Source organism: Natronococcus jeotgali DSM 18795, assembly GCF_000337695.1.
Classification (GTDB): domain Archaea; phylum Halobacteriota; class Halobacteria; order Halobacteriales; family Natrialbaceae; genus Natronococcus; species Natronococcus jeotgali.
This window is the reverse complement of record NZ_AOIA01000144.1, coordinates 20295-44018: the sequence shown is the minus strand read 5'-3', so window position 1 is coordinate 44018 and position 23724 is coordinate 20295. Positions and strand designations below refer to the sequence as shown.

The following is a 23724-nucleotide window of genomic DNA, read 5'->3' as shown; positions in this document are numbered from 1 at the left end:
CTCCATCCTCCGAGGAGTCCTCTGAAACCGAGGCAATCGGGAATCCTTAATGGAAATAAAATATTTCGATGATTTTATCATCTAGATCATTGATTCACTGCCCGTACACCCGTATGCACCGAAGAAGATTCATCGAACTGGGACTCGCGACGTCGGGACTGGCGCTGGGGAGTACAGCGAGCGCGAACGACAATCGGTATCGTCCCGGCGGGCCGTGGGCGCCGAACGAACGCGCCGTCAACTACAGCGGCTACCTCGACAACGAACAGCTCGGGGAGCGACTCCGCCGACTCGACGAGCGAAGCGACCGGATCGAACTCGAGCAGATCGGCGAATCCGCCGGACGGGGCGATCCGATCTGGGAAGTAACCGTCGGCGACGGGGACGAGCGCGTCCACGTCATCAACCAGATCCACGGCGACGAGCCGACCGGTGCGGAGGCGATGGTCGAGATCTTGCAGCGACTCGCGGGGGGGTCCGGACCGAAAATCGATCGAATCTTAGACGAGTTGACGATCACGATCGTCCCGCGAGCGAACCCGGACGGCGCGAACTTCGTCGGCGAGGACGGACTCGGAGACGACGGCGAGTTCCGCCAGCGACGGTACAACACGACGGAGTGGGAGGAGGGCGATTCGAGATACAAAAACGAGAACTCGTACGCGTACAACCTGGACGTCCCCGGGTACGATCTGAACCGTGGATTCAGTATCATTCCTGGATTCAGCCCGGGCGACGAAAATGAGGACTGGTGGAGCGTCGAGGACGAGGAGGCGAACCTGGGCACTCTGGACGTGCCCGTCGACGAGGTCGGCCTCGAGTTACAGGACGGCAATCCCTACGACGAAATCTGGAACGCCGGGTTGAATCTCAATCCGGAAACGCAGGCGGTTACCGAATCGTTCCTCGGAGCCGACCCCGACTGGGCGCTCACCCACCACCACCAGGGTCCGACCGCGATTCCGGAGTCGGCCGACGAAAGTCCGGGTCCCCAGCGACAGTCGATCATGAGCGTAATGGCGCCGTACGGGCCGACGCACGCGAACCTCGAGGACGTCGACTACGCGTCGTACGTCCGCGAGGGGAACCCGTTCATGTCCGTCGACGCGCAGACTCGCTCCCTCCAGCTCGCGGGGCTCGTCCCGGAGCGGATGGACCAGTTCGGTCGCGGGCGCCTCGACACGATCACGCGGTACGCGTACGGCCCGCTCTGGGGCTCGTACCTCGATTCGCTCTGTCCGCAGACCGACGCCGCCGGCGCGCTCTACGAGGTCTCACACCAGAGCGACGACCGCGGGCACAAGGCCCTCGGAACCATGGTGAAAGTCTCCGTCGAGGGGATCATGGCGACGTTCGAGCGGATCGCGGACGGTTCGGTCCACGACGTCGACGAGATGAGCTACTTCGACTTGCCGATCCCGGAGGGGATCGAGAACCCCCACGACGAACGCGGCTCTCCCTCGCAGAAGCGGTGACGCCGCGGGGACGTCTCTCGGGTGCGCACCGCTCCGAAACGAGCCGCGGATCGGCCCGACGAGTGCGACACGGGCGCGACGACTCGGTGTCCGTAGGGTCGTGGGGCACCCTCGCCGGTAGTCGGTCGTCGTCGATCGTTTTCTCTGGTCCCGCTCGAGTTCGGTGTCACCACGCACGATCTGCCCACGAACGTGCATATAGAAACCCATATACTCCCCGGCTTTCATCACCTAGGTGAATGAGCCTTGCCGATTCGGACCGCGAACTCGTCGTCGAGGAGCTCGAGCGGGAGCCCACGCCCGCGGAGGCGGCGCTGTTCGAGAACCTCTGGAGCGAGCACTGCGCGTACCGCTCCTCGAGGCCGCTGCTGTCGGCCTTCGAAAGCGAGGGCGAGCGGGTCGTCGTCGGGCCGGGCGACGACGCCGCGGTCGTCGCGCTGCCGGACCCGGAGACGGGCGAGAACAGCGACACCTACGTGACGCTGGGGATCGAGAGCCACAACCACCCCTCCTACGTCGACCCGTTCGACGGCGCCGCGACCGGCGTCGGCGGTATCGTCCGGGATACGCTGTCGATGGGCGCGTACCCGATCGCGCTCGCGGACTCGCTGTACTTCGGGGAGTTCGATCGGGAGCACTCGAAGTACCTGCTCGAGGGCGTCGTCGAGGGGATCAGCCACTACGGCAACTGTATCGGCGTCCCCACCGTCGCCGGCAGCGTCGACTTCCACCCCGACTACGAGGGGAATCCGCTGGTGAACGTCGCCTGCGTCGGACTGACCGACGCGGACCGTCTCGTCACCGCCGAGGCACAGGAGCCGGGCAACAAGCTCGTCCTCGTGGGCAATGCCACGGGACGGGACGGGCTCGGTGGCGCGAGTTTCGCCAGCGAGGACCTAGCGGAGGACGCCGAAACCGAGGACCGCCCCGCGGTCCAGGTCGGCGACCCCTACGCAGAGAAGCTGCTGATCGAGGCCAACGAGGTGCTGATCGAGGACGGGGTGATCGAGTCGGCCCGCGACCTCGGCGCCGCCGGACTGGGCGGGGCCTCGAGCGAACTGGTCGCGAAGGGCGGACTCGGCGCCGAGATCGAACTCGAGCGGGTCCACCAGCGCGAGCCGAACATGAACGCCGTAGAGATCCTGCTCGCCGAGTCCCAGGAGCGAATGTGTTACGAGGTCGCTCCGGAGAACGTCGACCGGGTGCGAGAGGTCGCCGAGCGCTTCGATCTGGGCTGTTCGGTCATCGGCGAGGTCGCCGACGGGAACTACACCTGCACCTTCGAGGGGGAGACGGTCGTCGACGTCGACGCCCACTTCCTGGGCGAGGGCGCGCCGATGAACGACCTCCCCGCGGAGGAGCCCGACGCGCCCGAAACCGATCTGCCCGACGTCGACCTTGAGGACGCCCTCGAGACGGTCGTCTCGAGCCCGAACGCGGCCTCGAAGCGCTGGATCTACCGCCAGTACGACCACGAGGTCGGCGTGCGGACGAGCGTCGGACCGGGCGACGACGCGGCTGTCGTCGCCGTCAGAGAGGCCGACACGGGCGTCGCGATCTCCTCGGGCGCCGCGCCCAACTGGACGGACGCCGCGCCCTACGAGGGCGCCCGCGCGGTCGCCCTCGAGAACGCGACCAACGTCGCGGCCACGGGCGCGACCCCCCTCGCGGCGGTCGACTGCCTCAACGGCGGCAACCCCGAGAAGTCCGACGTTTACGGTGGCTTCCGGGCGATCGTCGACGGGCTCGCGGAGATGTGCGAGACGCTCTCGACGCCGGTCGTCGGCGGGAACGTCTCGCTGTACAACGACTCCGTCGCGGGGCCGATCCCGCCGACGCCGACGCTCGCGGTGGTCGGCGCGAAGGCGGGGTACGACGCACCGCCGCTGTCGGTCGAGCCCGAAGGCGAACTGGTACTGGTCGGCGACCGCGCCCTCGAGTCGGGCGACGCCCGGCTCGGCGGCTCCGAGTACCTCGCGCGCTTCGACGGGAGCGACCGGTTCCCCGCCCTCCCCGAGGAGCCGGCCGCCCTGATCGAGACGCTCGCGGCCGTCGCCGACGACGATTCGACGCTCGCGGTCCACGACGTCGGTCACGGCGGGCTGGCGGTCGCGCTGGCCGAGATGGTTACGCCGGACGCGGGGCTCGAGGCGTCGATCCCCGGCGACGATCCCGCGGGGGCGCTGTTCCACGAGCAGCCGGGTCGCGCGCTGATCCAGACCGACGATCCCGAGGCCGTCCGCGAGGCGTTCGACGGCGTCGCGCCGGTGACCGAACTCGGGCGCGCGACCGACGAGGGACGCCTCGAGATCGACGTCGGGGACGATCGACTCGAGGTCGACGCGGCGACGATCGGCGACTGGCGCGCGACGATCGAGCGCGAACTCGACTAGACGGCGAGACGCCCGGTAGCTTGATATACTCACGCGCGGAATTACCGAGTAACTGATATCTACAGGGGTGGATCTCGCATGGACGGCGACACCGCAACCGTACTCCTCGTCGAGAACGAGCCCGACCTCGCCGAGCTGTACGCCTCCTGGCTCGAGGACGCGTACCGCGTCGAGACCGTCCGCGACGGGGCCGAGGCGCACTCGGCCGTCGCCGACGGCGTCGACGTCGTCGTCCTCGACGGCCGACCCGCCGACGCCGACGTCGAGCCGGACGCCCTCGTTCGAGACCCTCGGACCCGCGTCGTGGTCATGACGGGAGCCGAGCCCGACTCGCCGAACCCGACCGTCGACGAGGTCCTGCTCAAACCGGTGTCGCGGGCGGAGCTTCGGAGCAGCGTCGAGAACCAGCTGTTGCGACGGACGTACGCCGAGCAGCTCGAGGCGTACTTCGAACTGGCCTCGAAGAGGGCGACGCTCCACGGACGGCTCAGCGAGGCCGAACGCCGGTCGAGCCAGGAGTACGCCGAGCTCGAGGATCGGATCGCCGTCCTCCGGACCGAAGTCGACGAGACCCGCGCCCGACTGCTCGAGCGGGACGACCCCGAACAGCTCTACCGAGACGTCTCGGCCGCCCCCGACACCACTACCTAGCCGACGGCCTCGATCCCGATCCCGACTCCGTTCGTTCGAGCGTCGCGATCTCCCGGATCGCGATTCGGAGCCGATCCCGTCGGTCGCGCTCGACCAGCGGCCGCCAGCCGTGGGCCCGCGCGATCGCCCCGAGGACCGCGAGCTCGGCCCCCTCGCGGACGCCGCCGACGGCCGGACCGAGGCCGTCGACGGCGGCGACGGATTCGGCGTCCCTGACGAACAGCCCGCGGCTGCCGTCCTCGAGCGGCCCGATCTCGATCGCGACGTCGTCGGTTCGGGCGGCGATCGCGTCGAACGCGGACTCGAGGAGGTGGCGGAACCGGTCGCGGTCGGCCCGGAGCGTTGCTCCGCCGACGAGACGGACAGCGTCGGGCTCGAGTCCGACCGCCGACCGGGCGTCCTCGACCGCGGTCGCGAGGTCGAGCCGGGAGCGAGCCCCGACCGCGCCGGCGTCGCGGGCGAGCTCCCGGACGTCGTCGACGAGTCGATCGGTCCGATCGAGGATCGACTCGACCTCGCGTTCGGCCGGCGGGAGCTCCCGATCGTCCCCGTCGCCCGCGTCGAGGACGGATCCGACCCGTTCGAGCTGACACTCGAGATCCCTCGAGAGGAGCCGCGCGATCGCCTCGAGGCGCTCGGTTTGGCGCTCGATCCGTTCGGTTCGCTCCCGGAGGGCTCGCTCGCGTTCGGTCCGGTCGAGCGCGGCGCGGGTGTTCTCGACGAGCGTCGAGAGTAACTCGACGTCGGTCTCGTCGAACGCCTCCGGCTCGAACGACCCGGTCATGAGCACGCCGTGGGTGCCGATCGGCGCGATGACCTCCGACCGCAGGGGCGTGTCGGGGTTGTACAGGTCGTCGACGGTCCGGAGGTCGTCGAACCGCTCGACCTCGCCGGCCTCGAAGGCGTCCCAGACGAGCCCCTCGCCCGGGCCGAACCGGGGGAAGCCGCCGAACTCGTCGTAGGCCTCGGCGGTGCCGGCGACGGGCTCGAGGTAGCCCCGCTCGTCCTCGAGCAGCCAGACGCCGCTGATCGGTAGCCCGAGCAGGTCGCTGCCGGCGTGGACGGCGACCGCGCAGATCTCTTCGGGGTCGTCGGCCTCGAGGAGCCACCGGGTCACCTCGTGGAGCGATTCGACGACCCGTTCGTACTCGCGGCGGTCGGTCACGTCCCTGACGACCGCCGCGACCGAGGCCGCGCCGTCCCGGATCGGTACGAGCCGGAGCTCCCCGACGCGTTCGCTCCCGTCGCCGTCGGTGACCGGGAGCTCGAACCGGCGCTGGCGGGCCAGTCCCGACTCGACGTCGCCGATCCCCCGACGGATCGCCTCGAGGTCTTCGTCTGCGACCCCGGCCAGCGCCGCGAGCGCGTCGACGCCCTCGCCGACGAGGTCCGCGCGGTCGGCGCCGAGAAACGACGTCATCGCCTCGTTGACGCCGACGATCCGTCGGTTACCGTCGATCGTGACGACGCCGTCGTCGATCGCCTCGAGGACGGCCGCGCGGCGGTCGACGCGTCGCTCCCGGTCGTCGAGCTCGAGGACGAACGCCGAGAGGCCGTCCTCGACCGGGTAGGCGCGCAGCTCGAATCGCGCGTCGCGCTCGTGGTGGTACAGCTCGACGGTCGCCGGGAGACCGCCGTCTGCCGCGCGGTAGAACGCCGCGGGGAACTGGCCCTCGAGAGTGCCGGGAACCGCCTCGCCGAGGGGTTCGCCGAGGACGTCCTCGCGGTCGGCGCCGAACAGCGCCGCGGCCTCGTCGTTGAGGTAGGTAACTCGGAGCCGCTCGTCGAGCGCGAAGACGCCGTCGGCGATCCGATCGACGAACGGAACCGAACGCACCGTCACGTCCGATCCCTCCCGTTCCGCACTCGCGAGCCGTCGCGGCCCGTCCCCGCTCGGTCCTGCATCATCGATACGGACGGACGTTGGGCGGACGACCATTTGAGTCTCGTGGCCGCACGTGCGGCCCGCGAGTCAGAGCGGAACGTCGGTCCCGAGCTCCGCCTCTCGGGCCCGGTCGTAGACGAACGCCGCGGTCGCGGCGTCTAACACCGCCGAGCCGACGCTGGCGACGACGACGATATCGTCGGGCGACTCGCGGCCGAACGCCCCCGCCAGGACGCCGCCGAGGGGGACCAGTTCCCGATCGCCGTACTCGAGGAGATCGCCCGTCTCGGCGGCCTCCTCGGGGACGTCGGCGACGACCGTCGCCGCGCGGTCGACCGTCGTCGCGTCGAGTTCGCGCATCTCGGGGGTGTAGGCACCGACGGCGACGACCAGCGTCCCCTCGGCCAGCGCCTCGCCCGGGAACACCGGTTCGGTGGCGGTCGTCGCCGTCACGACGACCGACGCCTCCGCGACGGCCTCGCGGGGCGTCTCGACCGCGGTCGCCGGAACGCCGAGTTCGTCCGCCAGCTCCGCGGCGCAGTCGACCTTCGAGTCGCTGGGCGAGTAGACCCGGATCGCCTCGAGCCGCGAGCCCACCGCCGCGGCGATCGCCTTGGTCTGCCAGCGGGCCTGCGTGCCCGCGCCGATCACGCCGAGCTCGAGCGGTCCCTCGACCGCCAGCTCGCGGGCCGCGAGCCCGCCGATACAGCCCGTCCGGGCGCTGGTGATACGATTCCCGGCCACGTAGGAACGGGGCTGTCCCGTCTCGGCGTCGACGATCGCGAGCTGGGCCGTGACCGTCGGCAGCCCGCGGTCGGGGTTGTCCGGACAGACCGTCGCCAGCTTCGTGGCGACGTAGGGCTCGCCGTGAACGTACGCGGGCATACACAGCCCCGTCCCGGTCGGCTCCGTCGGTGCGTCGGGGTCGATCCCCGTCCCGATCGGGTAGTGGGGACGCTCCGGGCGCTCGACCTCGCCCGCGTACTGCTTCTCGAAGGCTTCAGCGAGAACCGGGAGTAACGCCTCGAGCTCGAGCACCGACGCCACGTCCGCATCGGAGAGCACGCGTACCATGGTCCGTCTATCGTCGGGCCCCCACTTCATACGGACTGCTGTACGTCGTCGACCGCGCAACCGGAGGACGGCTCGCGGTTGCGCGGGTAAATCGTTACACCAGACCGTAGCAGTGACGCGAGCGCGCGAAACGACTGTATCCCCGGCCCGCGAAGGGGGCGTATGCACACCGTCATCGTGGGGGGCGGGATCGTCGGCGCCGCGGTCGCCGCCCGCCTCGGTTCGACCGACGGCGAGGTCGCGCTGCTCGAGCGAGCCGAGATCGGCGCGGAGACGACCGCCGCCTCCGCCGGACTGTTGATGCGGACCGTCGTCGACCCCGAGCCGTTCGACCTCCGGATCCGGGAGCGGGCCCGCGAGCGCTACCGCGAGCTTCGCGAGGACGGCCTCGAGACCGACCGGATCGGCATCGTCTACGTCGCCGAAAGCGAGAGCTTCGCCGACCGCCTCGCGGACTCCGCGGCGGCGCTTCGCGAGGCCGGGATCGACGCTTCCGTCCTCGAGCCCGACGAACTCGTCGGGCTCGGGATCGAGCCCGAGGGCCTCGAGGGCGGGCTCTACACGCCCGAGGACCGGGTCTGCGATCCCGCAGCCGCGGCGAGGCTGTTCGCCGATCGCGCGCGGGCGGCGGGCGTCGACGTCCGGACCGGGGTTTCGGTCACGGACGTCGAAACTCGCGACGGGGCCGTCGCGGCCGTCGAGACGAGCGAGGGTCGACTCGCGGCCGATCGAGTGATCAACGCGACCGGGCCGTGGGCGCCGCAACTCGACGAGGCGGTCGGAATCGACCTGCCGCTGTGTCACACCCGCGGGCCGATGCTCGCGGTCGAGACGAGCGACCCCCACGAGGGACCCACCGCTATCTTCGAGTCCAAGCGGTACGTCCGACCCACTGAACGAGGCGCGTGGCTCGGCGCCTACCGGACCGACTACGTTCCCGGCCAGCGCTACGACCTCGCGGATCGGTCGGTTTCGGCGTCGTTTCGCGAGTCCGCGCGGGAACTCGAGACGGTCGTCCCCGCCCTCGAGAACGCGACGGTCGTCGACGACTGGGTCGGCTACCGGACGGTCACCCCCGACGGCCGCCCGCTGGTCGGCGAGACCGGGCTCGAGGGCTACCTCGTCGCGGTCGGGTTGAGCGGGCAGGGGATCACGCTGGCGCCCGCGGTCGCCGACGTCGTCGCCGAGTTACTCGCGGACGAGGCCGATCCCGAGTACCGGCGTCGGCTCTCGCCGACCCGGTTTCGCGACTGACGACGAACGCTTATCCCGTCCCGTGTCAACGTATCCCGTATGAACGCTGTCGTCGTCGGCGGCGGTATCGTGGGGCTCTCGAGCGCGCTCGAACTCGCCGAGCGCGGCGTCGACGTCGTCGTCTGCGAGAAGGGCTCGATCGGGAGCGGCAGCACGGAGCGGGCCGCCGGCGGAATCCGCGCGCAGTTCTCGACGCCGACGAACGTCGAGCTCTCGGTCGCAAGCATGGCCGTCTGGAGCGAGTTCGAACAGCGGTTGGGAACCGACGTCGACTACCGGACGAACGGCTACCTGTTTCTCGCCCGCACCCCCGAGACCGCCGCGGCCCTCGAGACGGCCGTCGAGATGCAGAACGAACGGGGAGTGCCGAGCGAGGTGCTCGAGCCCGCTGGCGCCCGCGAGCGCTGTCCGGGGATCGATCCCGACAGGTTCGTCGCGGCGACGTACTCCCCGACCGACGGCTTCGCGGACCCCCACCTCGCGCTGCAGGGCTACGCCCGCGCGGCCGCCGACGCGGGCGTCGACGTCAGGACGGGAACGCCCGTCACCGACGTCCTGCGCGAGGGCGGTGGCGGCCGCGTCGTCGGCGTCGAGACGCCCGACGGCCCCCTCGAGGCCGAGTTCGTCGTCAACGCCGCGGGGCCGTGGGCCCGTCGGGTCGGGGCGATGGCCGGCGTCGAGCTACCGATCGCGCCCAGGCGCCGCCAGATGGTCGTCGTCGACCCCGACACCGCCGTCCCCGAAACCGATCCGCTGGCGATCGACCTCGAGACGGGCACGTACTTCCGGCCCGAGCGCGACGGCGAGGCGCTGGTCGGGGGCCACCTCGGCGGTCCGGACCCGGATCGGGACCCCGACGGCTACGACCGCGGGATCGACTTCGACTGGGCCGCGGACGTCCTCGAGACGGCTTCCGAGTGGGCGACCTACTTCGGGCCGGACTCCCGGATCAAGCGCGGCTGGTCGGGGCTGTACGCAGTCACCCCCGACGACAACGCCGTCCTCGAGGAGACGATCCCCGGCCTGATCACGGCCGCGGGGTTCTCGGGCCACGGGTTCCAGCACGCCCCCGCCACGGGGCGGATCGTCGCCGAACTGATCGTCGACGGCGAGGCCTCGCTGGTCGACGTCGCGGCGCTCTCGAGCGATCGGTTCGGAACCGAGCGCGAGCGACTCGAGCGGAACGTCGTCTAGCAGCCTCAAGGGTCGGGTTTGTGCGGCTCTCCCGTGTTGTATCGCGGTCGAGGAGCCGCCGACGGTCGGGCTTCTGGACAAACGCGTCCGGGGACGGGTCGCTCCGCGCCGGTTCTAGAAGTGGTGACCGAGGTAGACCTCGACCGCGGGGTAGCGGTCCTCGAGGGTCGACACCGTCTCGCCGTCGGCCTCGAGCCGACCCGCGTACGCGAGGTCGCTCGCCGAGCGGGCGCCGACGGCGAGCTGTGAGAGCGCGCCGATATCCAGGCTCGCGTCGGGTTCGCCGTCCTCGCCGTCGACTCGCTCGCAGGTCGCCGTTCCGTCCCCGACCTCGAGGACGAACCGGCCGTCGTTCCAGTCGGCCAGCGGGTCCGCGACCTCGAGGGTGAGCGAGGCGTCGGTCTCGGGTGTCGTAAGCTCGGGAAGCACCGCGGCGACGTCGACGATCCGGACCATCGGCCCGTTCTCGAGGGTCGTCTCGATCGCGTCGGGGTCGCGCGCGAGCTCCCGGACGGGCACCGTCTCGGAGACCCGCAGCTCGACGCGGTCGACCTGGGAGTCGTGGTCGGCGCAGAAGGCAAACAGCGCGAGCAACGCCTCGCGATCGACCGCCGCCAGCTCCGAGACGCGCATCGTCCGGGCGCCGTCCTCACGCTCGATCCGGTAGACGAGGTAGCCCGCGGGCTCGCCGTCGCGCTCGTAGACGTAGACGAACGGCTCGGCGTCGTGGCCCCCGAAGATCCGGTGGCGCCACCACGCCTCGTCGCGTTCGATCGCCAGCCCCGACGCGGCGGCGTCGTAAACGGGCTCGAGGGCGGCGTACTCGTCGGCCTCGAGGGGACGGAACGAGCCCTCGTCGGCGCCCCTGGCGAACGCGAACGCGTCCGGCGACGCGGCGTGGGTGACGATCCGGTTGGCGGTGTCCCAGCCGTACTGCCGGTAGAAGCGGTAGCGGAACGGCCAGAGGATCGAGAGGCGGTCGCCGCGCTCGCGGTACTCCGCGAGCGAGCCCTCGAGTAGCTCCCGGACGTTGCCCTCGCGGCGGAACTCCGGGGGCGTCGCGACCGACGCCAGTCCGGCGACGGGGAAGGCGTCGCCGCGGACGCGGGCCTCGAGCCAGTAGTGACGACAGACGGCTCGAGGTCGGTCGTCGCCCTCGGCGAAGATACCGCGACGGGCGCCCCGGGCGTCTCGAACCGTCTCGTGCTCGTCGGGATCGTACGCGGGAACGCCCCCCTCGGGTCTGAACGCGTAGCTACGGTACTCGTGGAAGGTCTCCCGCTCGTCCGGAATCGGGCGATAGTCGGTCATACGAACGACCGCGGCGGCGGCGGAAAAGAAGGTTCTGGAGCGAGTTAGACGTGGTTCTCGACGAACGTTTCGATGCGGGCCAGCGCCTTCCGGAGGTCCTCGAGCCCGGTCGCGTAGGAGATCCGCAGGTGGCCCGCCCCGCCGGGCCCGAAGACGTCGCCGGGGACGACGGCGACGCCCTCCTCGCGCAACACCGCCTCGGCGAACTCCTCGGCGGTCCAGCCGTCGGGCACCTCGGGGAAACAGTAGAAGGCGCCCTTGGCCTCGAAGACGTCCATCCCGATCTCGCGAAAGCGCGAGAGCACGAACCGTCGGCGACGGTCGTACTGGTCGACCATCTCGCGGACGTCGTCGTCGCAGGACTCGAGGGCCTCCAGGGCGGCGTGTTGGGCCGTCGTCGGCGCCGACAGCATCGTGTACTGGTGGATCTTGTTCATCGCGCCGATCGCCGCTTCGGGTCCGAGCGCGTAGCCCAGCCGGAGCCCGGTCATCGCGTGGGCCTTCGAGAACCCGTTGAAGACGATCGTTCGTTCGCGCATCCCGGGCAGGGTCGCGATCGAGGTGTGCTCGCCGTCGTAGGTTAGCTCGGCGTAGATCTCGTCTGAGAACACCGTCAGGTCGTGCTCGCGGGCGAACTCGGCGATCGGCTCGAGATCCTCCTCGCGCATGATCGCGCCCGTCGGGTTGTTCGGGTAACAGAGCACGAGCACGTCGGCCGCCTCGGCGCCCGCGCTCTCGAGAGCCTCGACGGTGAGCCGGAACTCGTCGGCCTCGGTCGTCGGCACCGACAGCACCTCGCCGCCAGCGAAGATCACGCCGGGCTCGTAGGAGATGTAGGAGGGCTGGGCGACGGCGACGGTGTCGCCGGGGTCGACGAACGCCCGGAAGGCCAGGTCGACGGCCTCGCTCGCCCCGGCTGTGACGAGGATCTCCTCGGCCGGGTCGTACTCGAGGGCGAACCGATCCGCGGCGTACTCGCTTATGGCCTCGCGGAGCTCTCGAGTCCCGCGGTTGGCGGTGTAGGAGGTCTGGCCCCGCTCGAGGGAGGCGATGGCGGCGTCGCGAGCCGCCCACGGCGTCGAGAAGTCCGGTTCGCCGACGCCCAGAGAGATGACGTCGTCGCGTTCCTCTGCGATCTCGAAAAAGCGCCGGATGCCCGAGGGCGGAACCTCCCGCACCCGCTCGGAGAGCTCGAACGTCATGGCGAGAACGAGAGCCGATCGTCCTCCTCGTCGTCGCCGAACTCGATCCCGTTCTCCTTGTAGGAGGTCATCACGTAGTGGGTGACCGTCTGGGTGATCTCGGGGACGGGAGCGACCTTCTCGCTGACGAACTGCGAGACCTCCCGGATCGAGTCGCCCTCGACCTCCATGTCGAAGTCGTAGTCCCCGCTGACCAGCCGCAGGGCGGTCACCTCGGGAAACCGCGCGAGGCGCTCGGCGATCTCGCCGTACCCGGTCTCGCGGTCGAGGTGGACGTTGAGCTCGACCTCGGCCCGGACGCGCTCGTCCTCGAGTTCGTCCCAGTCGACGACGGCCTGGTAGCCACGAACTACGCCCGCTGCCTCGAGTTCCTGGATGGTCGCCTCGACCTCCTCGGCCGAGAGGTCGGTCATTCGCGCGATGTCCGCGGCGGAGTAGCGCGCGTTCTCACGGAGCAACTCGAGCACCTCGCGTTCGCTCATACCCCACCCAAGCGCGAGGGCGAAGTAAAACGTTGTCCCTTCCCGGTTTTTTGCGCCCGGCGAGGGCTCGAGCGCCCCGATCGGCGGTCACCGGTAGTGTCTAAACAGGAGCGCGCGGACGTCGTCTTTCGTCTGGACCGACTCCGTCGAGCCGTCGGGTAGCGTCACCGTATACCTGAAGTCGGCCGAAGACGCCTCCGCCCACTTGTCGTCGTGGGTCTCGAGGAGGGCCATCATCTCGTCTAGCATCTCGTCGTCGTCGGCGCCGTCGCCGTCCTCGCCGTCGGACGGGTCGCGGTCGTCGGACGCGTCGTCCGTCGGGGCGCCGGGCGTCCCGGCGAGACGGTCGCCGGACGGCGCGGACGCCCCCTCGGCCCCGTCGAGGGTCGGCTCCGTCGTCGAGTCCCGATCGGCGGAGCCCTCGGGATCGACGGCGCTTTCGTCGGCGGTCTCGAGGGCGTCTCCCTCGACCGCGTCGTCGACCGATTCGGCCTCGTCGTACGAGACCGTCTGCAGGTTCGGGTCGTCGTCGACGCTCGCCCCGACCTCGTCTCCGTCGGCCGCCGCCCCCGGCTCGAGCTCGAGCCCGTCGTGGAGGTTGTCGATCAGGAACTGCACGGCGTCGCGTTCCCGTACGTGGCCGTACTTGCCGACGACGTGCTCGCCGATCTCCTCGCGTAACTGCTGGACGATCGCGTACTGCTCGTCGGTTACCTCGAGTGTCTCCATACCGAACCAGTCACCCTGCTGGTACAAATATATTCCTGGGTGGTCGGTTCGGAATACTACTGTGCAGGGAGGCGTTGTGAGGAGATCGGTGCGTCGGCGACCGTCCCGTCGCTCCCCTGCAGTGTCCCGCCGGGCGGGGTTTCCGATTCGGTTCGTCTTGGCGGCCACCGAGGTGAGTCGCACGTCCGAACCGTCGTTCGACGCCGTCGATTCGCGCTCGAATCCGTCGGAACTACCGCTCGGAGCGCTCACCGCGGTGACCCGGTACGACCTCGCGCTCGGGCTGATCCCGCTGGCGTTCGCCGGTTCGGCGATCGCCTCGGCCGCGACCGAACCGGGTCTGGAGCAGTCGCTCGTTCCGGCAGCACTCGTCGGGATCCTCGCGATCGTCGACGCGTGTTCCCTGAACCCGCCGATCGACGCGGACGACTCCTGATCCGGCGTCGTTCCGTGTGGCGGTGACTCGAGTCCGCTCCCGAGGGACTCACCTATAAGATCGAACAGCCGTAACTGACGGGTATGGTACTCCAGGAGTCCGACTCCGAACTCGAGGCTGGCGACGCCGCACCCGACTTCGAACTCGAGGGCACCGACGGCGAGAGCCACTCCCTCGAGGACTTCGCCGACAGCGAGGCGTTGCTTCTCGTGTTCACCTGCAACCACTGTCCGTACGCGCGGGCGAAGTTCGACCTGCTGAACGAGCTGGCCGACGAGTACGACGCGGTCTCGGTCGTCGGGATCAACTCGAACGACGCCGCGGAGTACCCCGAGGACTCCCTCGAGAAGATGCGCGAGTACGTCGTCGACGGGCGGATCCAGTACGACGCCTACCTCCGCGACGAGAGCCAGGCCGTCGCCCGCGCGTACGGCGCGGCCTGTACGCCCGATCCCTTCCTGTTCGAGCGGGCGGACGGGGAGTTTCGGCTGGTCTACCACGGCCGGCTCGACGACGCCCTGAATCCGGAGGACGAGCCGACCCGGTTCCACGTCCGCGAGGCCGTCGAGAGCGTCCTCGCGGGCGAGGCGGTCGACCTCGAGTGGCGGCCCTCCCAGGGCTGTTCGATCAAGTGGGTCGACGAGCGGTAGCATCCCGCTCGCGGACGACCCGGGCTTCGACGGACCGCAAGAGCTTACTTTCCGGCCCTCAGTTCGTCTGACAGGTCCCGCGTCATGTCCGTCGATCCTCCGGGCGGTCCCTCGTCTCGTCTCCCCTTGCAGGTCTCGCTCCGACCCGAGGCGATCACCCGAATTCAGGAGACGTTTCTCGACTCGCTTCGCGCCCAGCTGCTCGCGACGGCGCTGCTCGCGATCCTGACCGTTCTCGGGATCGCGGGAACGTCGCGGCTCTACGAGTCGCTCCGGCGCCGACGCGGGACGCGGATCGCCGAGATCGCCTCGATTCTCGTCCTGGTCGTCGTCGTGGCGATCGCCGTCTACGGCTTCAGCGCGATCTGGAGCGTGCTGTTCGTCCTCGAGTTCGCGCTGAACGCGGCCTCGATCTCGCCGTGGGAGGCCGCCCAGCAGGTCGTCACGCTCGGGATCGTCGCGACCGCGTACCTGGCGATCCGCTTCGTCAACCGGTCGATCGACACGCTCGCCGAGACGCGCGCGCTCACGAAACACCAGAGCGAGGTCGCACACCACGTCGCCGACGTCACGATCATCGGCATCGCCATTACGGTGATCATGTCGCTGTGGGGCATCGAGCTGACGAACATCTTCATCGGCGCCGGCGCGATCACCGCCATCGTCGCGCTGACCGCCCGCGAGACGCTGGCGGGAATGCTTGCGGGGTTTATCCTGCTGTTCTCCCGCCCGTTCCGGGTCGGCGACTGGATCGAGGTCAACGAGACCCAGGGGATCGTCACCGACGTCACGATCTTTACGACGAAGATCCAGACCTTCGACGACAAGCACGTCCTCGTCCCCAACGACGAGGTGACGAGCAGCCAGCTGACGAACTACTCGCGCAACAACCAGCTCCGCCTCGAGATCGAGGTCGGCGTCGACTACGAGACCGACGTCCCCCGGGCGCGGGAGGTCGTCGTCGACGCCGTCGACGACCTCGAGATCGTCAAGAGCTCGCCCAATCCCCAGGTCGTCACGCGGGGCTTCGGCGACTCGTCGATCCTGCTCGAGTGTCAGGTCTGGATCGGAAACCCGACGATGCGACGGACCCACGACGCCCGCACCGCGGTCATCGACGCGATCGCGGACGCCTTCGAGCGGGAGGGGATCTCGATCCCGTACCCCCAGCGGGTACACGCCCCGCGCGGGGACGGGTTCAGGGTCGAGAGCGCGCCCCGCGAGGGCGCCGGGATCTCGACGACCGACGACTGAGCGATCGGTCTCGAGTGCCGGACGTCGGGAGCCGCCCGACGGTCGCGGTTACCGAACCGCGCGGCGGTACTGGATCGGCCAGGACTCGGGCTCGTCGGCCAGTTCGTCCGCGGCGCGGAGGCCGAAGTACGGATCGCGAAGGAACTCCCGTCCCACGAGGACGAGGTCCGCACGCTCGTTTCGAACGAGCGCGTCGGCCTGCTCGGGCTCGGTGATCCCCCCGACCGCGCCGACGGCGATCCCCGCCTCCGCGCGGATCCGCTCGGCCAGCGGCACCTGGAAGTTCGGCCCGCCGGGCGGGTTCTGGTCGGGGTGGAGCCCGCCGGAGCTGACGTCGATCAGGTCGGCGCCCAGCTCCTCGAGTTCGCGGGCCAGCCGCACGGATCCCTCGAGATCCCACGACGGTCGGTCCTCGAGCCAGTCCGTTCCGGAGATCCGCACGAAGACGGGTTTGTCGTCGGGCCAGACCTCCCGGACCGCCGCGACGACCTCGCGGACGAACCGCGTGCGGTTTTCGAAGCTCCCGCCGTACTCGTCTTCGCGACGGTTCGTCGCCGGCGAGAGGAACTCGTGGAGCAGGTAGCCGTGGGCCGCGTGGACCTCGGCGATCTCGAAGCCGGCCGCAAGCGAGCGCTCGGCGGCCGCACGGTAGGCGTCGACGACGTCCGCGATGTCCTCGTGGCTCATCTTCCGGATCGCCGGATCGTCGCCGGGGAACGGCGGATACCCCTCGGGCGAGGGCGAGAGCACCTCCCAGCCGTCGTCGTCCTCCTCGGGGTGGATCGGGACGTTCCCCTCCCAGGGACGGGTCTTGCTCGCCTTGTGACCCGCGTGGGCCAGCTGGATCGCGGGGACCCCGCCCTGCTCGCGGACGAAGTCGGTGATCGGCTCGAGCGCGTCGGCGTGCTCGTCGCTCCAGATCCCCAGGTCGGCGGGCGTAATCCGCCCGCGGGGTTCGACGGCCGTCGCCTCGGTCATCACGATCCCGGCGCCGCCGACGGCGCGGCTGCCCAGGTGGACCCGGTGCCACTCCGTCGCCAGCCCGTCGGGCGCACAGGAGTACTGGCACATCGGCGAGACGGCGAGCCGGTTCGGTACCTCGAGCTCGCGCATCGATAACGGCGAGAACAGCTCTGGCATCGACCGGGGGTAGCCGTTCTCGAGGGGTAACGACCCCGAATACCGAGGCTCTTGCCGGTATGGGGTGAGAGAACGGGTCGCTTATTCCCCTCGGGACGACAGTGCGGGTATGGACAGCGACTTCCTCGATCGGTTCGACGCCGCCCGTCCCGTCCTCGGAATGGTCCACCTCCCGGCCCTTCCCGGCGCCCCGGGGTACGACGCGGACGGCGGCCGGGAGTCGATCCGGCGCCGCGCGCTCGCGGACGCCCGAACCCTCGAGGCCGGCGGGGTCGACGGGATCGTCCTCGAGAACTTCGGCGACGCACCCTTTCACCCCGAGGACGTGCCGACCCACACGGTCGCGGAGATGGCAGCGATCGCGACCCGGGTCGCGGGCGCCGTCGACCTCCCGATCGGGATCAACGTGCTCCGCAACGACGCCGAAGCGGCGCTGTCGGTCGCCGCCGCGGTCGGCGCCGAGTTCGTCCGCGTGAACGGCCACGTCGGCGCCGCGGCGACCGACCAGGGAGTGTTGGAAGGCCGCGCTCACGAGACGCTGCGGCTCCGTGAGCGCATCGACGCCGACGTGGCCGTTCTCGCGGACGTCCACGTCAAACACGCGACGCCCGTCGGCGCCGACGACGTCCGGCGGGCGGCCCTCGAGGCCGCCGAGCGCGGCCGAGCCGACGGGCTCGTCGTCTCCGGTCCCGGCACCGGCGCGGCGACGGCACTCGAGGACGTCGAACGGGTCGCCGGCGCGCTCTCAGATCGGGGACTCGGGGTACCGACGTTCGTCGGCAGCGGCGTCGCCCCGGAGACGGTCCGGGACTGTTTCGCGGCGGGCGCCGACGGCGTCGTCGTCGGCACCGCGCTCAAGGAGGGCGGCGAGACGACGAACCCGGTTTCGCGCGAACGCGTCGCGGCGCTCGTGGCCGCCGCTCGCGGGGACGCGTAGCGAACGGCGACGACAAAAACGGCACTCGGCGCGCCTTCAGTCCTCGACTTCGGTCGGCAGGGCGTCGTCGGGTTCGTCGGCGGTGTTCTCCGAGACGGTGCGGCGGTTGGCTTCCCCGACGCGGTCGGCGACGTTGGCGACCATCTCCTCGAGGATGTCCTGGACCTCGCTGTCGTCGTCCTTGACGAGGGTTCCCTTGCTGCCCTCCGCGCCGAAATCGGGGTGGATCGGCACCCGACCGACCAGCGGGACGTCGTACTTCTCCGAGATCGTGTCGGCGCCTTCGGTTCCGAACAGCCCGTGCTGGTCGCCACAGCTCGGACAGACGAACGAACTCATGTTCTCGACGATCCCCAGCACGGGCGTGTCGTGTTTGTTGAACATCTGGACGCCCTTGCGGGTGTCGTCAAGCGCCATCTCCTGGGGCGTCGTGACGACGACCGCGCCCGTCACGGGCATCGACTGCAGCAGGTTCAGCGTGGCGTCGCCCGTCCCCGGCGGGAGGTCGACGACGAGGTAGTCGAGTTGACCCCACTCGACGCCCTCGAGGAACTTCATCATGAACTTGTTGACCATCGGTCCCCGCAGAATGGCGGGATCGTCCTCGTCCTCGGTCATAAAGCCCATACTGATCACGCGGACGCCGTCCGAGCGGGGCGGGACGATGTCCTCGTTGGGCGTGACGCCGGGGTCGCTCTCGACGGGGAGGATGCGGGGGATGTTCGGGCCGTGGATGTCCGCGTCGAGGATGCCGACCATCGCGCCGCGTTTCTCGAGGCCGGCCGCGATGTTGGCCGCGACGGTCGTCTTGCCGACGCCGCCTTTCCCCGAGGAGACCGCGATGACGTTTCGAACCCGGGGGAGAACCTCGTCGTCGAAACCGTGTTCCGCGCCGGCGTGGGCGCGCAGATCGGCCTCGAGACCGGCCTCCTCGCAGACCTCCCGGATCCGGTTCCCGATCTCCATCTCGGAGGGGGCGTAGGGCGTGTTGAACGCCAGCGAGATCCGGGCGGTCTCGTCGTCGATCGTGACGTCGTTGACCAGGCCGAGCGTGACGATGTCCTCGCCGATGTCCGGATCTTCGATGCCCTCGAGTTCGATCTTGAGTTCGTATTCTGTAATGCTCATACTGTGTCGGGGTGTGCTCGAAAACCGGTAAGGGGTGCAACGGGATACGTGTGATGGTTCGGTACCCAAGGGATCCCTCGAGACGAACGCTAGCGGACGCGAGACTCGAGACGACGGAGATCGACGGCGAAAAATGACGGGTCGGTGCTCGGGCGGCCTACATCGGGCCGGGTGCGGTGATCGGCTCGGGCATCCCGCCGTAGAACAGGATTCCGATGATCATCGTCAGGATGAACATGCCGATCCACATCTGGGCCGTGATCCCGACGAGGTAGGAGACGCCGAGCAGTCCGGTGCTCGTGTCGCGGGGTGCGCCGAGGAACCACGCGGCGACCATCACGTAGACCGGAACGAGGATGATGGCGAAGATCAGCCAGGTCCCGATGTTCGGGAAACCGGTCAGGCCCTCGGTGCCGTCGTACCCGTGGTACAGCAGGTACGACAGGCCGCTCGAAAGTGCCGGAATCATGCTTCAACCTCCGGTTTCTTCGTACTTTCTTCTACCGGTTCGTGCTCGTGTTCGTGACTGTGTCCGTGTCCCCCGCGGAGGTGCTCGATCGCGTGGAGTTCCACGATGGGGACGACCTTCGAGACCGTCAGGAAGACCAGCACCACGAGGCCGATGGTTCCCGCCAGGGACATCCACTCGATGGCGCTCGGGAAGTACTCGCCGGGGGTCGCCTCGTAGAGGGTGAAGACTGGATGGAGGAACCCTTCGACGACGAACAGGAGCTTCTCGGTGAACGTCGCCGCGAGCACGGCCACGCTGACGATCAACGCCCGCTTCTTGCTGAACAGCGCCGGACGGATGATCGTCGCGAAGATGTACGCCAGCGAGAGTCCGATCATGCCGATCGCGACCCGGTAGATCGGACTGCCGACCTTCGCCTGGGTCGCCTCGGCTCGAGCGATCGGCGCCTTGAACAGCCCGTTGACGGCGAACTGGAGCTGGAACCAGAGGAACAGCATACAGAAGAACCCGAGCCACAGCAAGAGCCCGCGGAAGATGTCGTCGGTGATGATGTGGTCCCAGTCGTACGCACGACGGAAGCCGTAGGCGGCGAGGGTGATGCCGCTGATCGCGGACATGAGCGCGATCGAGAGGAACGTCGGCCCCTGAATGCCGCCCTCCCAGGCGGGCATCGACGGCAGCAGCGCGAACAGCCACGGGATGACGCCGCCGTGGAGCAACAGCGGAGCCATGATGATCACCGCGAGCGCGAGCCACCAGACCATCCGCTCGACGACCTCGTCTTCCTCCTCGGAGTAGCCGAGCGTCAGGACCTTGTAGATCGGGTTGAACCGGTCCGGTAGCTGGTCGCGAAGTCGCACGACGTCGTACCGAATCGTCAGCGCGAGGTAGGTCGCGGTCAGCACGAAGTACGCGGTGATGACGGTCACGTCCCACACCAGCGGCGAGTTGTTAACCGTGATGTGGTAGTGGCCCAGCACGCTCGTGACCATCCGGTCGGGACGGCCCATGTGGACCAGAATGTAGAAGCCGGCCGCCGAGAGGCCCGCGATCGTCATCAACTCGGCCATCCGGGCGACGGGCATGTACCGCTCCATGCCGAGCAGTCGGACCGCAGCGGAGAGGATGATCCCGCCGTGAGCGATCCCGACCCACCAGATGAACGCGCCGATGTACATCCCCCAGGTGACGCCGCCGCCGGAGCCCCAGTCGCCGAGGCCGGTGACGATCAGTCCCTGCTGGAGCTGGTAGGCCCAGCCGACGAGGAAGGCACCAAGCGCCAGCGCACAGAGCGCGAACAGCGCGAGGTAGCCCTTCGACACGTTCTGGATCGGCCGAAGGATGTCCGCTTCGGTCGGCGTCTTCGTGCTCATCCGAGCCTCACCCCGGCGTCGCCGACCGTGCCCTCGTCGAGGACTTCCTTGCGGTTGTCGACGAGGCTTGCGGACTCGCCGTCCGCGCGAGCGTAGGAGAGGTCCTCGTAGTTGGCACCGGTTCCGGTCGGCTCGACCTGTTCGGCGTCCGGACCGGGCTCGTTACCGAGGTAGATGATGTTCGGGTTGGTTCCCTGATCCTCGAGCAGCCGGAAGTTCGACGTGGGCGTGCCGGCGAACTGCTCGAGTCGGACCTGGGCCTGCTGCTGGTCCGGTTCGAACTCCTCGCCGTCGCCGCCGTTTCCGCCGTTGCCACCGTTTTCGCCGTCGCCGGACGACTCCGGCTCGTCGGCGAGGTTGAGCTGGGCGAGAACCTCCTGGCTCTGGAAGTCGAGGCCGTGCTCGGAGAGCGCGTCCAGCGCGTCCTGAATGTTCTGCTCGTACCGGGCGTGGTCGCCGTCGGTCTCGGCCAGATCGTCGGTGACGATGTCGATCGCGACCATGAGCTCGAGATCTTCCTGCTCGAGGTCGGTCGCCTCGATCACCGAGTCGACGTCGGTTCCGGCGCCGCTGAGGCTCTCCTCGAGGTCGCTCGCGGACGGCGGATTGACCCGCGCCAGCGTCCGAGCGCGGGCCGGGTTCTCGGCGTAGCGGATCGGGTCGCTGGTCTCGTCGTGCATGTTCCCGAACTGGATCGCGTCCGGCGGACAGGCGTCCTCGCAGGCGGTCGTGCCGACCATCTCCTCGCCCTTGTGGCCGTCCTGTCGGGACGGGCACATCGTACACTTGCTCATGGTGCCCCGCGGTGCGCGGCTGTCGACCCAGCGGCCGCGGTCGTCGGTCATGTGATCGCCCTCTTCCCCGGGTTCGGCGTCGTGTTGCTCGGCGATCTGCTCGGTCGAGATGTCCGGCTCGTCCCACTGGAAGTAGTTGACGCCGTAGGGACAGGCGACCTGGCAGTACCGACAGCCGATGCAGACGTCGTAGTCGGTCAGAACCAGCCCGTCCTGGTCGCGGGTGTGGCGGGCCGTCGTCGGACAGACCTTCTCACACGGCGCGTCGGTGCAGTGCTGGCACGGGCGGACGAGACGGTTCGGAGCTCGTCCGGCGCCCCGGGAGACCTGGGAGTTGGTCGCGTTGGAGGAACTGGAGTCCTCGTACTGGAGGACGTACATCCAGTTGACCCCCTGGTCGAGATTGTTCTCCGAAGAACAGGCGGTAACACAGGAGAGACAGCCGTCACAGCGCTCGAGATCGATGGCCATCCCCCACTGGACGCCCTCGCCCTCGCCGAATCCGGGTTCCTCCTCGCCGCCTTCGGCCGCGGCGAGCGCTTCCTCTTCCTGACCGCCGTCGTCGACGGTTCCCCAGGCGCCGAGACCGACGGCGGCGGCGCCGGCGCCCATCTTCTTCATCACGTCGCGGCGCGGCTCCTCGCCGTCGCCCTCGAACTTCGAGAGCATCTTGGAGACCGTTCCCTTGGCCTCTTCCTGGGCCTTCTGGGCCTTCTCGTAGGCCTCCTTGGTCGGGCGCTGGTCCTCGCCGAACTCCTCCATCACGTCGTCGTGGTACTTCTCGTGGAACTCGGCCTCGGAGAGTTCGCCCCTCGTGACCCGCATGGCGTCCTCGGCCATCTCCATCCCGAGGTCGGTGTCGTACTCGGTGTCGTCGAGCATCCCCTCGAGGTCGTTTTCCCACTCCTCGCCGAGCGGATGGAACGAATCGTCGTCCGCACTCATTCGACGAGAGCACCTCTCCTCGAACCCGTTCGATTACACGTCGGTACGTAGTTGAATACAACCATATCTGTATCCTCTACCCCGCACTCGCAACTAGATGGTGTTGAACCATCGAGCCGATTTCCAACTTCTGAGAACGGATACGAACATGTTCGCGTATACTTCCCCGGCGGGATCGGACGGCTCCCACCTCGTCGTCACGATGGGGGGATCGTCGCCGTCGACCCTCTCAGCCGCTCGCGAGCTGTTCCTCGAGTCGGTCCTCGCTCGGCAACTCCTCGACGAACTGCTTGACGATCGCCTCCTCGGCCCGGTGGAGCGTCTCGCTGCAGGTCGACTTGGCGATGCCGAGGTGGCCGGCCAGCTCGGTCAGCGAGCAGCGCCGCGGCGTGTCGTAGTACCCCTCCTCGACGGCGGCGGAGACGACCTCGAGCTGGCGCTCGGAGAGCAGCTGGCTCCGATGGAGACGCTCGCGGATCTGTTCGATGCGGTACCGAAGCCCGAACTGCTCGAGCTGTTCGGCCAGCTCCGCGAGGCGCTCGCGCGAGCCGGTGACCTCGACGGTGGCCTCGCCGTTTCGAATCTCGACGGGAAGCTCGATCGGAATGCCCGACTCTTTCGCGGAGAACAACAACAGCGGGGCCGTCGTCTCGAAGTGGATCGTCGCCTCCCGGTCGCTGCGCTGGACGACCGTCAGCTCGAGCATCTGCGGGTGAGTCCGAATCTCGTCGAGCATTTCGGACACCGCGGGTCCGGCGAGACGGACGAGGGCGAACCCCGACTCGTTGCCGGGGACGGCGGCGAGGACGCGAAACGTCGCCTCCGGGTACGCCGTCGAGACCTGCTGGATCCAGATCTGTTCGGGCATCGTGACGGTGAGTGTTGCCTGGGCCATGCGAACCTGTTCGGCTCGGACCTAGGTCGGAGAGCGCCAATAGTACCTCC

The 23724-nt window shown here is 69.0% G+C and carries 21 protein-coding genes; 9 read left to right on the top strand and 12 right to left on the bottom strand.

Going from position 1 to position 23724, the window contains the following annotated elements; all coding sequences use genetic code 11:
• Window positions 1–113 precede the first annotated feature (113 nt).
• The 3 genes from C492_RS16645 to C492_RS16635 all read left to right on the top strand — a co-directional run bounded on the left by C492_RS16645 (window position 114) and on the right by C492_RS16635 (window position 4519).
• A complete protein-coding gene (locus C492_RS16645) occupies window positions 114–1475 on the top strand; it encodes a M14 family zinc carboxypeptidase (protein WP_008425779.1) in 1362 nt (453 codons plus the stop codon).
• A 239-nt stretch (window positions 1476–1714) separates the two neighbouring features.
• Window positions 1715–3868, top strand: a complete 2154-nt coding sequence (gene purL / locus C492_RS16640) for a phosphoribosylformylglycinamidine synthase subunit PurL (protein WP_008425778.1) — start codon at window positions 1715–1717, stop codon at window positions 3866–3868.
• 78 nt (window positions 3869–3946) lie between these two features.
• On the top strand, window positions 3947–4519 hold the full coding sequence (locus C492_RS16635; protein ID WP_008425776.1) for a HalX domain-containing protein: 573 nt from the start codon (window positions 3947–3949) through the stop codon (window positions 4517–4519).
• Here the strand turns inward: C492_RS16635 and C492_RS16630 are convergent.
• The gene (locus tag C492_RS16630; protein WP_008425774.1) at window positions 4512–6458 is read right to left on the bottom strand and encodes a sensor histidine kinase; all 1947 of its coding nucleotides are present in this window, start codon (window positions 6456–6458) and stop codon (window positions 4512–4514) included. The genes C492_RS16635 and C492_RS16630 overlap by 8 nt on opposite strands.
• Before the next feature lie 33 nt (window positions 6459–6491).
• The gene (locus tag C492_RS16625; RefSeq protein ID WP_008425773.1) at window positions 6492–7478 is read right to left on the bottom strand and encodes an ornithine cyclodeaminase family protein; all 987 of its coding nucleotides are present in this window, start codon (window positions 7476–7478) and stop codon (window positions 6492–6494) included.
• 162 nt (window positions 7479–7640) lie between these two features.
• On the opposite strand from C492_RS16625, the gene C492_RS16620 reads away from it, so the two are divergent.
• Together C492_RS16620 and C492_RS16615 are read left to right on the top strand one after the other, a co-directional pair.
• The gene (locus C492_RS16620; RefSeq protein WP_008425771.1) at window positions 7641–8732 is read left to right on the top strand and encodes an NAD(P)/FAD-dependent oxidoreductase; all 1092 of its coding nucleotides are present in this window, start codon (window positions 7641–7643) and stop codon (window positions 8730–8732) included.
• Window positions 8733–8771: 39 nt separating this feature from the next.
• Window positions 8772–9926 carry an NAD(P)/FAD-dependent oxidoreductase gene (locus C492_RS16615; RefSeq protein ID WP_008425768.1) on the top strand — a complete coding sequence of 385 codons (1155 nt, stop codon included), beginning with the start codon at window positions 8772–8774 and terminating at the stop codon, window positions 9924–9926.
• A gap of 114 nt (window positions 9927–10040) precedes the next feature.
• Here the strand turns inward: C492_RS16615 and C492_RS16610 are convergent, their stop codons facing one another.
• From C492_RS16610 to C492_RS16595, 4 genes are all read right to left on the bottom strand, one after another.
• Window positions 10041–11237: a GNAT family N-acetyltransferase gene (locus C492_RS16610; protein WP_008425766.1), complete on the bottom strand. Its 1197-nt coding sequence runs from the start codon at window positions 11235–11237 to the stop codon at window positions 10041–10043.
• 44 nt (window positions 11238–11281) lie between these two features.
• The gene (locus C492_RS16605) at window positions 11282–12439 is read right to left on the bottom strand and encodes a pyridoxal phosphate-dependent aminotransferase (protein WP_008425765.1); all 1158 of its coding nucleotides are present in this window, start codon (window positions 12437–12439) and stop codon (window positions 11282–11284) included.
• Window positions 12436–12921, bottom strand: a complete 486-nt coding sequence (locus C492_RS16600) for an Lrp/AsnC family transcriptional regulator (protein WP_008425763.1) — start codon at window positions 12919–12921, stop codon at window positions 12436–12438. The genes C492_RS16605 and C492_RS16600 overlap by 4 nt, the downstream gene beginning before the upstream one ends.
• Before the next feature lie 87 nt (window positions 12922–13008).
• Window positions 13009–13650, bottom strand: coding sequence for a hypothetical protein (locus C492_RS16595; RefSeq protein ID WP_008425760.1), 642 nt, complete (start codon window positions 13648–13650; stop codon window positions 13009–13011).
• A gap of 172 nt (window positions 13651–13822) precedes the next feature.
• On the opposite strand from C492_RS16595, the gene C492_RS23885 reads away from it, so the two are divergent.
• The 3 genes from C492_RS23885 to C492_RS16580 all read left to right on the top strand — a co-directional run bounded on the left by C492_RS23885 (window position 13823) and on the right by C492_RS16580 (window position 15990).
• Entirely contained in the window at window positions 13823–14086 is a 264-nt protein-coding gene (locus C492_RS23885) for a hypothetical protein (protein WP_193364868.1), read from the top strand.
• Between the two features lie 83 nt (window positions 14087–14169).
• The gene (locus tag C492_RS16585; protein ID WP_008425756.1) at window positions 14170–14736 is read left to right on the top strand and encodes a thioredoxin family protein; all 567 of its coding nucleotides are present in this window, start codon (window positions 14170–14172) and stop codon (window positions 14734–14736) included.
• A gap of 84 nt (window positions 14737–14820) precedes the next feature.
• Entirely contained in the window at window positions 14821–15990 is a 1170-nt protein-coding gene (locus C492_RS16580; RefSeq protein ID WP_049893145.1) for a mechanosensitive ion channel family protein, read from the top strand.
• Between the two features lie 48 nt (window positions 15991–16038).
• Here the strand turns inward: C492_RS16580 and C492_RS16575 are convergent, their stop codons facing one another.
• Window positions 16039–17130 (bottom strand): NADH:flavin oxidoreductase/NADH oxidase, encoded by a 1092-nt coding sequence (locus C492_RS16575; protein WP_008425752.1) that lies wholly within the window; start codon window positions 17128–17130, stop codon window positions 16039–16041.
• Between the two features lie 109 nt (window positions 17131–17239).
• Between C492_RS16575 and C492_RS16570 the strand changes: the two genes are divergently transcribed.
• Complete coding sequence (locus C492_RS16570) at window positions 17240–18067, top strand: BtpA/SgcQ family protein (RefSeq protein ID WP_008425750.1); 828 nt, start codon at window positions 17240–17242, stop codon at window positions 18065–18067.
• 36 nt (window positions 18068–18103) lie between these two features.
• Here the strand turns inward: C492_RS16570 and C492_RS16565 are convergent, their stop codons facing one another.
• The 5 genes from C492_RS16565 to C492_RS16545 form a co-directional block, all read right to left on the bottom strand.
• Entirely contained in the window at window positions 18104–19195 is a 1092-nt protein-coding gene (locus tag C492_RS16565) for an Mrp/NBP35 family ATP-binding protein (protein ID WP_008425748.1), read from the bottom strand.
• A 157-nt stretch (window positions 19196–19352) separates the two neighbouring features.
• Complete coding sequence (locus C492_RS16560; RefSeq protein WP_008425747.1) at window positions 19353–19664, bottom strand: hypothetical protein; 312 nt, start codon at window positions 19662–19664, stop codon at window positions 19353–19355.
• Window positions 19661–21040 (bottom strand): NrfD/PsrC family molybdoenzyme membrane anchor subunit, encoded by a 1380-nt coding sequence (nrfD, locus tag C492_RS16555; protein WP_008425745.1) that lies wholly within the window; start codon window positions 21038–21040, stop codon window positions 19661–19663. Before nrfD ends, C492_RS16560 begins: the two co-directional genes overlap by 4 nt.
• On the bottom strand, window positions 21037–22779 hold the full coding sequence (locus tag C492_RS16550; protein ID WP_008425744.1) for a 4Fe-4S ferredoxin N-terminal domain-containing protein: 1743 nt from the start codon (window positions 22777–22779) through the stop codon (window positions 21037–21039). Before C492_RS16550 ends, nrfD begins: the two co-directional genes overlap by 4 nt.
• A 229-nt stretch (window positions 22780–23008) precedes the next feature.
• Window positions 23009–23674 carry a helix-turn-helix domain-containing protein gene (locus C492_RS16545; protein ID WP_008425742.1) on the bottom strand — a complete coding sequence of 222 codons (666 nt, stop codon included), beginning with the start codon at window positions 23672–23674 and terminating at the stop codon, window positions 23009–23011.
• Window positions 23675–23724 lie beyond the last annotated feature (50 nt).

Excerpts from the sequence above, each read along its gene's own strand:
- C492_RS16645 (WP_008425779.1), top strand. The coding sequence starts at position 114 with ATGCACCGAAGAAGATTCATCGAACTGGGACTCGCGACGTCGGGACTG.
- purL (WP_008425778.1), top strand. The coding sequence starts at position 1,715 with ATGAGCCTTGCCGATTCGGACCGCGAACTCGTCGTCGAGGAGCTCGAG.
- C492_RS16635 (WP_008425776.1), top strand. The coding sequence starts at position 3,947 with ATGGACGGCGACACCGCAACCGTACTCCTCGTCGAGAACGAGCCCGAC.
- C492_RS16630 (WP_008425774.1), bottom strand. The coding sequence starts at position 6,458 with ATGGTCGTCCGCCCAACGTCCGTCCGTATCGATGATGCAGGACCGAGC.
- C492_RS16625 (WP_008425773.1), bottom strand. The coding sequence starts at position 7,478 with ATGGTACGCGTGCTCTCCGATGCGGACGTGGCGTCGGTGCTCGAGCTC.
- C492_RS16620 (WP_008425771.1), top strand. The coding sequence starts at position 7,641 with ATGCACACCGTCATCGTGGGGGGCGGGATCGTCGGCGCCGCGGTCGCC.
- C492_RS16615 (WP_008425768.1), top strand. The coding sequence starts at position 8,772 with ATGAACGCTGTCGTCGTCGGCGGCGGTATCGTGGGGCTCTCGAGCGCG.
- C492_RS16610 (WP_008425766.1), bottom strand. The coding sequence starts at position 11,237 with ATGACCGACTATCGCCCGATTCCGGACGAGCGGGAGACCTTCCACGAG.
- C492_RS16605 (WP_008425765.1), bottom strand. The coding sequence starts at position 12,439 with ATGACGTTCGAGCTCTCCGAGCGGGTGCGGGAGGTTCCGCCCTCGGGC.
- C492_RS16600 (WP_008425763.1), bottom strand. The coding sequence starts at position 12,921 with ATGAGCGAACGCGAGGTGCTCGAGTTGCTCCGTGAGAACGCGCGCTAC.
- C492_RS16595 (WP_008425760.1), bottom strand. The coding sequence starts at position 13,650 with ATGGAGACACTCGAGGTAACCGACGAGCAGTACGCGATCGTCCAGCAG.
- C492_RS16585 (WP_008425756.1), top strand. The coding sequence starts at position 14,170 with ATGGTACTCCAGGAGTCCGACTCCGAACTCGAGGCTGGCGACGCCGCA.
- C492_RS16580 (WP_049893145.1), top strand. The coding sequence starts at position 14,821 with ATGTCCGTCGATCCTCCGGGCGGTCCCTCGTCTCGTCTCCCCTTGCAG.
- C492_RS16575 (WP_008425752.1), bottom strand. The coding sequence starts at position 17,130 with ATGCCAGAGCTGTTCTCGCCGTTATCGATGCGCGAGCTCGAGGTACCG.
- C492_RS16570 (WP_008425750.1), top strand. The coding sequence starts at position 17,240 with ATGGACAGCGACTTCCTCGATCGGTTCGACGCCGCCCGTCCCGTCCTC.
- C492_RS16565 (WP_008425748.1), bottom strand. The coding sequence starts at position 19,195 with ATGAGCATTACAGAATACGAACTCAAGATCGAACTCGAGGGCATCGAA.
- C492_RS16560 (WP_008425747.1), bottom strand. The coding sequence starts at position 19,664 with ATGATTCCGGCACTTTCGAGCGGCCTGTCGTACCTGCTGTACCACGGG.
- nrfD (WP_008425745.1), bottom strand. The coding sequence starts at position 21,040 with ATGAGCACGAAGACGCCGACCGAAGCGGACATCCTTCGGCCGATCCAG.
- C492_RS16550 (WP_008425744.1), bottom strand. The coding sequence starts at position 22,779 with ATGAGTGCGGACGACGATTCGTTCCATCCGCTCGGCGAGGAGTGGGAA.
- C492_RS16545 (WP_008425742.1), bottom strand. The coding sequence starts at position 23,674 with ATGGCCCAGGCAACACTCACCGTCACGATGCCCGAACAGATCTGGATC.